Raw genomic sequence first — 13,017 nt, 5'->3', positions numbered from 1 at the left:
ACCCATGGATCTGGTACTTGATCTGCTGGCCACGGTTTCCCGCTGGAGCCGTAGCAACCTGTCGGAGATTTCCCTGGCCCTGGTAGGCTGCCTGCTGGTGCTGTTCGGCACTGACCTCAAGGCCTGGGTGGAACAACGCCTGGGCGGCCTGGCGGGTGCCCTGCGTGTGCCGTTCATGGCGCTGCTGGTGATGATCGGCAGTGGCGCGGCGCTGATCTATGCCACGCCCTGGGTGGTGAAGGGGCTGAGCCAGTTCAACAACTATGCGTTGGCACCCGTTTTGTTGGTGGTGCTGGTGTTGATTGGCGTGGTGGCCGATCGGCGGGGGTGAGCCACAGCAACAGGATTGCACATATCTGTGGGAGGCTTGTCCCGCGAACCAGGGCGAAGCCCTGACCATCAACTTGCTGCGGCTGAGCCGGCCTCTTCGCGGGACAAGCCCGCTCCCACAGAAATCTCTCGCGGTCTTGAGTACGAACAAGATCCTGATGAGCTTCCAAACGTGGCTCAGCGCATCAAGCAAACGCTTCATATGCCATGGCCTCCGTGTTGGCGGGCCAATCTTCCAGCATCTGATCCACTGACTTGTCGGTGAAGACCCCGAGCGAAGGATACTCAGTCCTCTCGCTCGCATAAAAAAACCGCCTCTCTCAAGGCGGTTTTTTTATGCCTGCATTTCTGCAGGCACTTGTGGCTCGAAAGGCTCAAACAGCCAATCAATCCACCTTCTCGAACTTCAAATCCCAAACTCCATGCCCCAAGCGCTCACCACGGCGCTCGAACTTGGTGATCGGTCGCTCTTCCGGACGCGGCACATAAGCCCCGTCCGCCGCCTGGTTACGGTAACCCGGCGCAGCACTCATCACTTCCAGCATGTACTCGGCATACGGCTCCCAGTCGGTCGCCATGTGGAACACGCCGCCCGGCTTGAGCTTACGACGCACCAGCTCGGCGAACTCCAGCTGCACGATGCGGCGCTTGTGATGGCGCGCCTTGTGCCACGGGTCGGGGAAGAACAGCATCAAACGGTCGAGGCTGTTGTCGGCCACGCAGCGGTTGAGCACTTCGATGGCGTCGCAGTCGTACACCCGCAGGTTCTTCAGGCCCTGGGTCAGCACGCCGTTGAGCAGTGCGCCAACACCCGGGCGGTGCACTTCCACACCGATGAAGTCCAGCTCCGGCGCGGCAGCGGCCATTTCCAGCAGGGAATGGCCCATGCCGAAACCGATCTCCAGGGTGCGCGGCGCCGAACGGCCAAACACCTGGTCGTAGTCCACCGGGCTGTCGGCCAGCGGCAGGATGTACAGCGGGCCGCCCTGGTCCAGGCCGCGTTGCTGGCCTTCGGTCATGCGCCCGGCGCGCATCACGAAACTCTTGATGCGACGGTGGGGGCGCGCTTCGCCGTCAGGGGTGGTCGGCGTATCTTGCGGTTCAGTCATCAGGGGCTCTTACTTGATCAGACCATCCAGCGGCGAAGAGGCGCTGGCATAGAGTTTCTTCGGCATGCGCCCGGCCAGGTAGGCCATGCGGCCAGCCACGATGGCGTGCTTCATGGCCTCGGCCATCAGCACCGGCTGCTGGGCGTGAGCGATGGCCGAGTTCATCAGCACGGCTTCGCAGCCCATTTCCATGGCGATGGTGGCGTCGGAGGCGGTACCTACACCGGCGTCAACCAGTACCGGCACCTTGGATTCTTCCAGGATGATCTGCAGGTTGTACGGGTTGCAGATACCCAGGCCGGTGCCGATCAGGCCGGCCAGCGGCATCACCGCGATGCAGCCGGCTTCGGCCAGCTGACGGGCAATGATCGGGTCATCGCTGGTGTAGACCATCACGTCGAAACCGTCCTTGACCAGCACTTCGGCGGCCTTGAGGGTTTCGATCACGTTGGGGAACAGGGTTTTCTGGTCGGCCAGGACTTCCAGCTTGACCAGGTTGTGGCCATCGAGCAGCTCACGGGCCAGGCGGCAGGTGCGCACGGCTTCGACCGCGTCATAGCAGCCAGCTGTGTTCGGCAGGATGGTGTAGCGGTCCGGCGGCAACACGTCGAGCAGGTTCGGCTCGCCTGGGTTCTGGCCGAGGTTGGTGCGGCGCACGGCGACGGTGACGATTTCGGCACCCGAGGCCTCGATGGCCAGACGGGTTTCTTCCATGTCACGGTACTTGCCGGTGCCGACCAGCAGGCGCGACTGGAAAGTACGCCCGGCCAGGGTGAAGGGCTTGTCGCTACGAACGTTGCTCATCGTTGTTCCTCGGGAAAAGGTTGCTGGGCTTGCAGGTGAGTCGCCGGGACGGAATCAACCGCCACCGATGGCGTGGACCACTTCGACCTGGTCGCCTTCATTCAGCTGCGTGCTGTCGTGCTGGCTACGCGGCACGATATCCAGATTGAGTTCCACCGCCACCCGGCGCCCAGTCAGCTCCAGGCGCGTCAGCAGGGCCGCGACGCTTTCGCCAGCGGGTACTTCGTAAGGTTCACCGTTCAGTTGAATGCGCATGCGCACGGCCACCATCGTTCTTTGGGGCCCGCATTCTAGCGCCGAACAACGCCTTTACCCAAGGGCGACGGGAGCCATTAGTCGCGATTGTGGACCGTTTGGTCAGCCCAGGCGCCAGGCCGCCAGGCCCAGGCACAGCCAACCGGCGAGGAAGCACAGGCCGCCAATGGGGGTGATGATGCCCAGCTTGCCCAGCCCGCTGAGGGTCAGCAGGTACAGGCTGCCGGAAAACAGCACGATACCCAGGGCGAACAGGCCACCGGCCCAGCCCACCAGACGCCCCGGCAAGTGCGCCGCGAGTACAGCCACACCGAAGATCGCCAGGGCATGCACCAACTGGTAGGTCACACCGGTGTGAAAGATTGCCAGGTAGTCCGCCGTCAACCGGTTTTTCAGGCCGTGGGCGGCGAACGCGCCCAGGGCGACACCGGTAAAACCGAAAAAGGCGGCGAGCATCAGGAAGCTGCGAAGCATGGGACGACTCCTTGGATCGGGTCTGTATAATGGCCCCTTCCACCGGTCCGGCCAAGCCATCGCCATGCTTTCATCGATCATTCGCCGCTTCGCCCGCGCCCTGCTCTGGTTCGCTGCCGGCAGCATCGTACTGGTGCTGGTGTTTCGCTGGGTGCCGCCACCTGGCACGGCATTGATGGTCGAGCGCAAGGTGCAGTCGTGGGTAAGTGGCGAACCAATCGACCTGCAGCGCGACTGGGAGCCTTGGGAGAATATCTCCGACGAGCTCAAGGTCGCGGTCATTGCCGGTGAAGACCAGAAGTTCGCCACGCACTGGGGCTTCGATATCCCGGCCATCCAGGCGGCGCTGGCCTACAACGAACGCGGCCGCAGCATTCGCGGCGCCAGTACGCTGACCCAGCAGGTGGCCAAGAATATGTTCCTGTGGTCCGGGCGCAGCTGGTTGCGCAAGGGTCTGGAGGCCTGGTTCACGGCACTGATCGAGCTGTTCTGGTCGAAGGAGCGCATCCTCGAGGTCTACCTGAACAGTGCGGAATGGGGCAAAGGGGTATTCGGTGCCCAGGCAGCGGCGCGTTACCACTTTGGAATCGATGCAAGCCGGCTGAATCGGCAACAGGCGGCACAACTGGCGGCCGTGCTGCCAAGCCCGATCAAGTGGAGTGCCAGCCGGCCGAGCGCCTATGTAGCGAGCCGCGCGGGCTGGATTCGCCGACAGATGAGCCAGCTGGGCGGGCCTGGCTACCTGATGCAACTGGATGCTTCGCGCAGGCCTTGAGCCGATTTGCTGACTGTTCTGGCCCTATCGCCGCGGTTCGTCGCCACGACAAGCCGGCTCCCACAGGTACACCACTCACTTTCAGACAGTGGGATACCTGTGGGAGCCGGCTTGCCGGCGATAGGGCCAGTAAAGCCAATACAAAAAAGCCGCTGACCCCAGAAGGGCCAGCGGCTTTTCAGTACTTCAAGCACTCAATCAGACCGCGATCAATGCCTTGACCTTGTTCATCGCATTCTTCTCCAGCTGGCGAATACGCTCAGCCGAAACACTGTACTTGTCCGCCAGCTCATGCAACGTTGCCTTTTCTTCCGCCAGCCAACGCTGGTAGAGGATGTCACGGCTACGCTCATCCAGGCCCTGCAGTGCTTCATGCAGGTTGCTGGTGGAGTTGTCACTCCAGTCCGCGTCTTCCAGCTGCACGGCAGGGTCGTAACGGTGGTCTTCCAGGTAATGCGCAGGCGACTGGAAGGCGCTGTCATCGTCCGCTTCAGCTGCCGGGTCGAAGGCCATGTCCTGGCCACTCAGGCGGCTTTCCATCTCGCGCACTTCACGTGGCTCGACGCCAAGGCTTTCCGCCACGCGATGCACTTCGTCATTGTTCAACCAGGCCAGGCGTTTCTTCTGGCTGCGCAGGTTGAAGAACAGCTTGCGCTGGGCCTTGGTGGTGGCCACTTTGACGATACGCCAGTTGCGCAGGATGAACTCGTGAATCTCGGCCTTGATCCAGTGCACCGCGAAGGACACCAGGCGCACACCCATTTCCGGGTTGAAGCGCTTGACCGCTTTCATCAGGCCAACGTTGCCTTCCTGGATCAGGTCGGCCTGGGCCAGGCCGTAGCCTGCATAGCTACGGGCGATATGTACGACGAAACGCAGGTGGGCCATCACCATTTGCCGAGCGGCCTCAAGATCCTGCTCATAGTAGAGACGCTCGGCCAGATCACGCTCCTGCTCGACAGTCAGCAGCGGGATGCTGTTGACCGTGTGCACATAGGCTTCCAGGTTCGCACCAGGTACCAGGGCATAGGCAGGTTGCAACGATGTGGTCATTCAAGAACCTCCGACTTACTAGACTCGCGCCTTGTGAGCGCTGCCAACATTGACCCGGAACGACGGTACAAGTTCCAAAATGAAAAAAATGTCAATGCTGGCACGAAAAAACTATCGTGGTGCCAACTCGTTCAAGTGACGGGCCACCGCGATCCATGCACCGATATACCCCAACAGGACCGCCCCGATCAAGAGCGACAGACCATCGGATGCTGGCACACCGCCCAGGGCAAAGTCGCTGTCATACAGCCCGGACAGCCCTACCACGGCCTCGTTCAGCCAGTTCAGGCCAAACGCCAGAATCCCCCAGGCCAGCATGCCCGCACCCAGGCCGTACAAGGCCCCCATGTACAGGAAAGGCCGGCGTACATAGCTGTCGGTACCGCCTACCAGCTTGATCACTTCGATCTCGACGCGACGGTTTTCAATGTGTAGACGAATTGTGTTACCGATTACTAACAGCAAGGCCGAAATCAGCATGACCGCCAGGCCGAACACGAACCGGTCGCCCAGTTTGAGGATCGCCGCCAGGCGCTCGACCCAAACCAGGTCAAGCTGTGCATTCTCGACGCGCGGCAGCTCGGCCAGGCGTTGACGCAGCGCCTCGAGCGCCGGCTTGTCGACTTCGCTCGGGGTTACCACCACCACGCCGGGCAGCGGGTTGTCGGGGAGCTCGCGCAATGCCTCACCCAGCCCGGATTGCTGCTGGAATTCTTCGAGCGCCTGCTCGCGGCTGACGTACTGGGCATCTGCCACGCCCGGCATGCCTTTGATCTCGTCGCGCAGGGCCTCGCCTTCCTTGCTGCCCGCATCGAGCTTCAGGTACAGCGAGATCTGCGCCGCGCGCTGCCAGGAGCCGCCGAGCTTCTCGACGTTTTTCAGCAGCAGCGACAGCCCCATGGGCATGCTCAAGGCCACGGCCATCACCAGGCAGGTGAAAAAGCTGCCGATCGGCTGCTTGCCCAGGCGGCGCAGGCTGTCGGCCAGGCTGGCACGGTGGCTTTCCAGCCAGGCGTGCAACAGGGTGCGGAAGTCCGGGCCATCATCGTCATGTTCGCCGCGCTTGTTCTTCGCAGGCTGCGGGTCGGCAGGTTTCGGTGCGACCCGTTCGGAAACCTTTGGTGTACGTGCATTGCTCATTGCCCGGCCTCCCCATCGCCGATCAGACGGCCGCGCTGCAAGGTCAGCATGCGGTGGCGCATGCGCGCGATCAGTGCCAGGTCGTGGCTGGCAATCAATACCGTGGTACCCAGACGGTTGATGTCTTCGAACACGCCCATGATTTCCGCGGCCAGGCGCGGGTCAAGGTTACCGGTGGGTTCGTCGGCCAGCAGCAAGGCTGGCTGGTGGACGATGGCACGGGCGATACCGACCCGCTGCTGCTGGCCGGTGGACAGGTCGGCCGGGAACAGATCGCCCTTGTCGACCAGCGATACACGCTCCAGCGCCGAATCCACCCGCTTGGTGATCTCGGCCTTGGACAAGCCGAGAATCTGCAGCGGCAAGGCGATGTTGTTGAACACCGTGCGGTCGAACAGCAGCTGATGGTTCTGAAACACCACCCCGATCTGTCGGCGCAGGAACGGGATCTGTGCATTGCTGATCTGCCCCAGGTCCTGCCCTGCCAGCAGCAATTTACCGCTGGTCGGGCGTTCCATGGCCAGCAGCAGGCGCAGCAAGGTGCTCTTGCCGGCGCCGGAATGGCCGGTGACGAACAGGAATTCGCCCCGGCGCGCCCGGAAACTCAGCTCATGCAAGCCGACATGGCCGTTGGGATAGCGCTTGGCAACCTGTTCGAATCGGATCATGGGTGCTCTCGCTCGGCGAACAGAGCCTTGACGAACGGCTCGGCTTCGAAGGTGCGCAGGTCGTCGATCCCCTCACCGACACCGATGAAACGGATCGGGATGTTGAACTGCTTGGCCAGGGCGAAGATCACTCCACCCTTGGCAGTGCCGTCCAGCTTGGTCAGGGCCAGGCCGGTCAGTTCGACGCTCTGGTTGAAGTACTTGGCCTGGCTGATGGCGTTCTGTCCGGTACCGGCGTCGAGCACCAGCAACACCTCGTGCGGTGCCTCGGCATCGAGCTTGCCAATGACCCGACGGACCTTTTTCAGCTCTTCCATCAGGTTGTCCTTGGTGTGCAGGCGGCCGGCGGTGTCAGCGATCAGCACATCGACGCCACGGGCCTTGGCGGCTTGTACGGCGTCGAAGATCACCGAAGCGGAGTCGGCACCGGTGTGCTGGGCGATCACCGGGATCTGGTTGCGCTCGCCCCACACCTGCAGCTGCTCGACAGCGGCGGCACGGAAAGTGTCGCCAGCGGCCAGCATGACCTTCTTGCCTTCGAGCTGCAGTTTCTTGGCCAGCTTGCCGATGGTGGTGGTCTTGCCGGCGCCGTTCACGCCGACCACGAGGATCACGTAAGGCTTGTTCTGCGCTTCGACCTTCAGCGGCTGCTCGACCGGGCGCAGCAGCGCGGCCAGTTCTTCCTGCAGCGACTTGTACAGGGCGTCGGCATCGGCGAGCTGCTTGCGGGCGACCTTCTGGGTCAGGTTCTGGACGATGGCCGAGGTGGCTTCCACGCCGACATCGGCGGTCAGCAGGCGGGTTTCGATCTCGTCGAGCAGGTCGTCATCGATGACCTTCTTGCCCAGGAACAGGCTGGCCATGCCCTCGCCGATACTGGCGCTGGTCTTCGACAGGCCTTGCTTGAGGCGCGCGAAGAAGCCGGGCTTGGACTGTTCGGTGGCGGCAGGGGCAGCGACCACCGGAGCCGGCTCAGGCTCGATGACGGCTGAAGACGCGACTACAGGCTCTACGACTGCCGGGGCCGCAGCTACGGTAGCGACGGGCTCTGGCGCCGGGCGCTCAGGAATCGCCGGAGGAGCCTTGGGCTCGAGGTCAGGGACCAGGGCGACAGGCTCTTCGGCAACGGGCAGGACCAGGTTGCTGACGGGCGGCTCAACGGGGCGAGCAACCGGGATTTCAGGGGCTGCAACGACCGGCGGCGGACTTTCGACCTGTGCTGGGGCAGGCTCCGCATTCGCGGGCAAGTCCGCTTCCACAGGGGCCTGATGTACAGGCTCAGGAATGGCGGCTGGCGCAGGGACAGTGACTGGCACAGGCTCAGGGGCCGCTATCGGCTCATACTGCACTGTGCGCGGCGCCTCAGGGGCAGCAGGAACAGCAGGGGCTTCGGCAGCCGCCGGCGCTGCCGGAGCGGCTTCAGGCAGCTCGACGGCGGGCTGCGCGGCTACCGGCTCGGCAGCTTGAGCTTCAGGCGTTTGTGGCTGTTCGGCGACAGGTTGCTGCGGCTTCTTGCGAAACCAGCTGAACAGGCCTTTTTTCTCGCCAGCCTCGGCCGGCGCTTTTTTGTCGTCGTTGGAACCAAACATGGAAGACGGCTATCTCAGGGTAGCGATGGGCCAGCAGTGGCGCATCGGGAATTCTCTAAACGCAGAACAGACTATTTTGAATCCGGCTGGTTCATGCGCAATGTTTTGTCTAAATGGGCCTGGGGGCCAGAACGGCGACAGGCATGGTCGCCAGGCAACCGGATCAGTATCCTAGCACCTCCTGGCCCGCCGACGCTAAACCCTGCGGGCCGCCGAACAGGTTAAACACCTTATGAATGCTCTAGCCCGCCGCGCCGCTGGCCTGCTGCTCAGCACGCTCTGCCTGCCACTCATGGCTTTCGCCGCCGATGTGCAACCCACCCACGAGTTCATCCTCGACAACGGCCTCAAAGTGGTCGTGCGAGAGGATCACCGCGCGCCGGTGGTGGTTTCGCAGATCTGGTACAAGGTCGGCTCCAGCTACGAGACGCCGGGCCAGACCGGCTTGTCCCACGCGCTCGAGCACATGATGTTCAAGGGTAGCGCCAAGATCGGTCCCGGCGAGGCCTCGCGCATCCTGCGTGACCTTGGCGCGGAAGAGAACGCCTTTACCAGCGACGACTACACCGCCTACTACCAGGTCCTGGCCCGTGACCGCCTGCCGGTGGCCTTCGAGCTGGAGGCCGACCGCCTGGCCAGCCTGCGCCTGCCGGCTGACGAGTTCGCCCGGGAAATCGAAGTGATCAAGGAAGAGCGCCGCCTGCGCACCGACGATCAGCCCAGCTCGAAAGCCTTCGAGCTGTTCCGCGCCATGGCCTACCCGGCCAGTGGGTACCACACACCGACCATCGGCTGGATGGCTGACCTCGAACGGATGAAGGTCGAGGAGCTGCGCCACTGGTACGAGTCCTGGTACGCACCGAACAATGCCACCCTGGTGGTGGTCGGCGACGTCACCGCCGATGAAGTCAAGGGCCTGGCACAGAAGTACTTCGGCGCCATCCCCAAACGCAGCGTGCCGCCGGCCAAGCTGCCGCTCGAGCTTGCCGAACCGGGCTTGCGCCAGCTGAGCCTGCACGTGCGCACCCAGCTGCCGAGCCTGATCTACGGCTTCAACGTACCCGGCCTGGCCACTGCCAAGGACCCACGCACCGTGCACGCCCTGCGGCTGATCTCGGCGTTGCTCGACGGCGGCTACAGCGCCCGCCTGCCGGCGCGCCTGGAACGTGGTCAAGAACTGGTGGCCGGCGCCTCGTCCAGCTACAACGCCTTTACCCGCGGCGACAGCCTGTTCCTGATCTCGGCCACGCCGAACGTGCAGAAGCAGAAAACCCTGGCCGATGTGGAAAAAGGCGTCTGGCAGCTGCTCGACGAACTCAAGACCACCCCGCCCAGCGCCGAAGAGCTGGAGCGCGTGCGCGCACAGGTGATTGCCGGCCTGGTCTACGACCGTGACTCGATCAGCAGCCAGGCCACGACCATTGGCCAGCTGGAAACCGTTGGCCTGTCCTGGAAGTTGATCGACAGCGAGCTGGACGAACTCAAGCGCGTCACCCCCGAGGATATCCAGAACGCTGCACGCACCTACTTCACCCGCGAACGCCTGAGCGTTGCCCATGTACTGCCCGAGGAGTCCGCTCATGAGTGATCGCAGCGCACCACGTTACACCCTGATCGGCGCGGGCATCATCGCGCTGGTGGTGACAGTGGCCGCCGTCCTGGTGCGCCCGGCTCACTCCGAGGCCGACAGCAGTGCCGCCCGCTCGGCCAACACCCTGCAATCGCTGGCCGAACTGGACGGCAAGGCACCGAGCCGGCGCCAGCTGAACATCCAGAACTGGACCACCGCCGAAGGCGCCCGGGTGCTGTTCGTCGAGGCCCGCGAGCTGCCGATGTTCGACCTGCGCGTGACCTTCGCCGCAGGCAGCAGCCAGGACGGCAAGACGCCCGGCCTGGCCAGCCTGACCAACGCCATGCTCAACGAGGGCGTGGCCGGCAAGGATGTGACCGCCATTGCCGAAGGCTTCGAGGGCCTCGGCGCGGACTTTGGCAACGGGTCCTACCGCGACATGGCCGTGGCCTCGCTGCGCAGCCTGAGCGCCAAGGACAAACGCGAGCCCGCGCTGAAGCTGTTCGCCGAGGTGGCCGGCCAGCCGACCTTCCCGGAAGACGCGCTCAAACGCATCAAGAACCAGCTGCTGGCCGGCTTCGAGTATGAAAAGCAGAACCCCGGCAAGATCGGTGGCAAGGCCCTGTTCGCCAAGCTCTACGGCGACCACCCCTACGGCCAGCCCAGCGATGGCACTGCCGAGAGCATCCCGGGCATCACCCTGGAGCAACTGCGCGCCTTCCACGCCAAGGCTTATGCTGCCGGCAACGCCGTGATCGCCCTGGTCGGCGACCTCAGCCGCGAGGAAGCCGAAGCCGTTGCCGCCCAGGTATCCGCCGCCCTGCCGAAAGGCCCGGCACTGGCGGCACCGGCCCAACCGGTAGCGCCCAAGGCAGGCATCACCCACATCGACTTCCCGAGCAAGCAGACGCACCTGATGCTCGCCGAGCTCGGCATCGACCGCCAGGACCCGGACTGGCCAGCCCTGTCGCTGGGCAACCAGATTCTCGGTGGCGGCGCCTTCGGCACGCGCTTGATGAGTGAAGTACGGGAAAAACGCGGCCTGACCTATGGCGTGTACTCGGTATTCAGCCCGATGCAGGTGCGCGGCCCGTTCATGATCAACCTGCAGACCCGTGCCGAGCTCAGCGAAGGTACGCTCAAGCTGGTTGAAGATATTCTTGCCGATTACCTGAAAAGCGGTCCGACCCAGCAGGAGCTGGACGACGCCAAGCGCGAACTGGCGGGCAGCTTCCCGCTGTCCAACGCCAGCAATGCGAGCATCGTCGGCCAACTGGGCGCCATCGGCTTCTACAACCTGCCGCTGACCTGGCTGGAGGACTTCATGCAGCAGTCCCAGGCGCTCACGGTCGAGCAGGTCAAGACAGCCATGAACAAACACCTGGCAGCCGACAAGCTGGTGATCGTCACCGTTGGCCCAAGCGTGCAGCAGAAACCGCTGCCAGCCCCCACTGACAAACCTGCCGAGCAAGCGCTCGGCGTACCGGAGCACTAATGCCTAGATCCAACCCTCCCGCCCGCCCCCAATCGGGCCAAAGCAAGGGCCAGGGTCACCTGCGCATCATCGCCGGCGAATGGCGCAGCCGCCGTCTGGCGGTACCGGAAGGCGAAGGCCTGCGGCCAACGCCCGACCGCGTGCGCGAAACCCTGTTCAACTGGCTGGCGCCTCATATCGAAGGCGCCCGGGTGCTGGATGCCTTCACCGGCAGCGGCGCCCTGGTGCTCGAGGCATTGTCCCGCGGCGCCGAGGATGCCGTGGCGCTGGACAGCAACCCGGCAGCGATCGGTAACCTGAAGAACAACCTGGAACTCCTGCGCTGCCCGCGCGGGCAGATCCTGCAGACCGACGCCCTGCGCTACCTGCAAGGCCCGGCCAAGCAGCAGTTCGACCTGGTGTTCCTCGACCCGCCGTTCCACCAGGACCTGCTGGCCAATGTCTGCAACCTGCTGGAGCAGAACCAGTGGCTGCGCGACCAGGCCTGGATCTACACCGAAAGCGAAGCGGCCCCGTCGACCCTGCAACTGCCGGGCAACTGGCGCCTGCACCGCGAGAAGAAGACCGGCCAGGTGCACTACGCGCTGTGGCAGCGGAGCTCAACCGACCAATAGCGCAGATACGGCGGTGAGGTTTCATGGCACTCTAGGCAGGCACAACACGAGTCGCCCAGCATGCCCAGTCTCACTGCCACCTTCCGCCCGGCCATCGGCCTGTCCAACCCCCACTTGCAGACCCTGTGGGGCCCGCTGTGGCGAAAGCTGCCCGCGCTCGAGCGCAACCGCGAGCGCCTGTGGCTGGCCGATGGCGACTTCCTCGACCTCGACTGGCATGGCCCGCACCTGGCCGATGCGCCGCTGGTGCTGGTGCTGCATGGCCTGACCGGCTCGTCCCACTCACCCTATGTCAAAGGCTTGCAGCAGGCGCTGCAGGCGCGTGGCTGGGCCAGCGTGGCGGTGAACTGGCGCGGCTGCTCGGGCGAGCCCAACCTGCTGGCCCGCAGCTACCATTCCGGCGCCAGCGAGGACCTGGCCGAGGTGGTCGCCCACCTGCGCGCCGAACGTCCATTGGCACCGCTGTATGCCGTGGGTTATTCGCTGGGCGGCAATGTACTGCTCAAATACTTGGGCGAAAGCGGTTGTGCCAGCCAGCTGGAAGCGGCGGTGGCGGTTTCGGTGCCCTTTCGCCTCGACCAGTGCGCCGACCGTATCGGGCAAGGTTTTTCCAAGGTCTATCAGGCCCATTTCATGCGCGAGATGATGGCGTATGTGCAGTCGAAGCAGCAGCACTTCCGAGCGCAGGGGCATCATGAGGGCCTGGCTGCACTCGACCGCCTGGGGCCGTTGCGCAACTTGCGTACCTTTTGGGACTTCGACGGCAAGGTCACCGCACCGCTCAACGGTTTCAGCGATGCCCACGACTACTATCGCCGGTCATCGAGCCGTTATTACCTGGGGGAGAACCGCACGCCAACGCTGATCATCCACGCCGTCGATGACCCTTTCGTATCCGGCCACAGCCTGCCCACGGTCAGCGAGCTGGCACCTCAGACGCATTTCGAACTGCATGCCCGCGGTGGGCACGTGGGGTTTGTCGAGGGCAGCCTGCGCAATCCGGCTTACTACCTGGAGCGGCGGATTCCGCAGTGGCTGGTCGAGGGCAGGTAGAACTCGACTGGCCTCATCGCCGGCAAGCCGGCTCCCACAGGGGCTTTACAGCGTTCAAGGCCAGTGATCCAACTGTGGGAGCCGGCTT

General features: G+C 63.9%; 14 protein-coding genes. 6 read left to right on the top strand and 8 right to left on the bottom strand.

What is annotated here, in order from left to right; translation table 11 throughout:
* The first annotated feature begins 4 nt into the window (after positions 1–4).
* Positions 5–331 (top strand): DUF3392 family protein, encoded by a 327-nt coding sequence (locus PMI38_RS08990; protein ID WP_008092971.1) that lies wholly within the window; start codon positions 5–7, stop codon positions 329–331.
* 385 nt (positions 332–716) lie between these two features.
* Here PMI38_RS08990 and trmB read toward each other — a convergent pair whose 3' ends face one another.
* The 4 genes from trmB to PMI38_RS08970 all read right to left on the bottom strand — a co-directional run bounded on the left by trmB (position 717) and on the right by PMI38_RS08970 (position 2,972).
* Complete coding sequence (gene trmB, locus PMI38_RS08985; RefSeq protein ID WP_008092968.1) at positions 717–1,439, bottom strand: tRNA (guanosine(46)-N7)-methyltransferase TrmB; 723 nt, start codon at positions 1,437–1,439, stop codon at positions 717–719.
* 9 nt (positions 1,440–1,448) lie between these two features.
* Positions 1,449–2,243: a thiazole synthase gene (locus tag PMI38_RS08980; RefSeq protein ID WP_008092966.1), complete on the bottom strand. Its 795-nt coding sequence runs from the start codon at positions 2,241–2,243 to the stop codon at positions 1,449–1,451.
* Positions 2,244–2,297: 54 nt separating this feature from the next.
* On the bottom strand, positions 2,298–2,498 hold the full coding sequence (thiS, locus tag PMI38_RS08975) for a sulfur carrier protein ThiS (RefSeq protein ID WP_008092964.1): 201 nt from the start codon (positions 2,496–2,498) through the stop codon (positions 2,298–2,300).
* Between the two features lie 102 nt (positions 2,499–2,600).
* Positions 2,601–2,972: a DUF423 domain-containing protein gene (locus PMI38_RS08970; protein ID WP_008092962.1), complete on the bottom strand. Its 372-nt coding sequence runs from the start codon at positions 2,970–2,972 to the stop codon at positions 2,601–2,603.
* A 64-nt stretch (positions 2,973–3,036) separates the two neighbouring features.
* Between PMI38_RS08970 and mtgA the strand changes: the two genes are divergently transcribed.
* A complete protein-coding gene (gene mtgA / locus PMI38_RS08965; RefSeq protein WP_008092960.1) occupies positions 3,037–3,747 on the top strand; it encodes a monofunctional biosynthetic peptidoglycan transglycosylase in 711 nt (236 codons plus the stop codon).
* Positions 3,748–3,945: 198 nt separating this feature from the next.
* Here mtgA and rpoH read toward each other — a convergent pair whose 3' ends face one another.
* The 4 genes from rpoH to ftsY form a co-directional block, all read right to left on the bottom strand.
* Complete coding sequence (gene rpoH, locus PMI38_RS08960; protein WP_008092958.1) at positions 3,946–4,800, bottom strand: RNA polymerase sigma factor RpoH; 855 nt, start codon at positions 4,798–4,800, stop codon at positions 3,946–3,948.
* A gap of 111 nt (positions 4,801–4,911) precedes the next feature.
* A complete protein-coding gene (ftsX, locus tag PMI38_RS08955) occupies positions 4,912–5,940 on the bottom strand; it encodes a permease-like cell division protein FtsX (RefSeq protein ID WP_008092956.1) in 1,029 nt (342 codons plus the stop codon).
* Positions 5,937–6,608: a cell division ATP-binding protein FtsE gene (gene ftsE / locus PMI38_RS08950; protein WP_008092954.1), complete on the bottom strand. Its 672-nt coding sequence runs from the start codon at positions 6,606–6,608 to the stop codon at positions 5,937–5,939. Before ftsE ends, ftsX begins: the two co-directional genes overlap by 4 nt.
* Positions 6,605–8,197 carry a signal recognition particle-docking protein FtsY gene (gene ftsY / locus PMI38_RS08945; RefSeq protein ID WP_008092952.1) on the bottom strand — a complete coding sequence of 531 codons (1,593 nt, stop codon included), beginning with the start codon at positions 8,195–8,197 and terminating at the stop codon, positions 6,605–6,607. Before ftsY ends, ftsE begins: the two co-directional genes overlap by 4 nt.
* A gap of 232 nt (positions 8,198–8,429) precedes the next feature.
* Here ftsY and PMI38_RS08940 point away from each other — a divergent pair, with 232 nt between their 5' ends.
* From PMI38_RS08940 to PMI38_RS08925, 4 genes are read left to right on the top strand one after another with little or no spacing between them, the layout of a single operon-like run.
* Complete coding sequence (locus PMI38_RS08940) at positions 8,430–9,785, top strand: M16 family metallopeptidase (protein WP_008092950.1); 1,356 nt, start codon at positions 8,430–8,432, stop codon at positions 9,783–9,785.
* Positions 9,778–11,262 (top strand): M16 family metallopeptidase, encoded by a 1,485-nt coding sequence (locus PMI38_RS08935; protein WP_008092947.1) that lies wholly within the window; start codon positions 9,778–9,780, stop codon positions 11,260–11,262. Before PMI38_RS08940 ends, PMI38_RS08935 begins: the two co-directional genes overlap by 8 nt.
* A complete protein-coding gene (gene rsmD / locus PMI38_RS08930) occupies positions 11,262–11,876 on the top strand; it encodes a 16S rRNA (guanine(966)-N(2))-methyltransferase RsmD (RefSeq protein WP_008092945.1) in 615 nt (204 codons plus the stop codon). The genes PMI38_RS08935 and rsmD overlap by 1 nt, the downstream gene beginning before the upstream one ends.
* A 60-nt stretch (positions 11,877–11,936) precedes the next feature.
* Complete coding sequence (locus tag PMI38_RS08925; protein WP_008092942.1) at positions 11,937–12,929, top strand: hydrolase; 993 nt, start codon at positions 11,937–11,939, stop codon at positions 12,927–12,929.
* Positions 12,930–13,017: the final 88 nt, after the last annotated feature.

Source organism: Pseudomonas sp. GM84, assembly GCF_000282535.1.
Taxonomy (GTDB): Bacteria; Pseudomonadota; Gammaproteobacteria; order Pseudomonadales; family Pseudomonadaceae; genus Aquipseudomonas.
The sequence above is the reverse complement of the archived record's forward strand: the minus strand, read 5'-3'. Positions and strand labels throughout refer to the sequence as shown.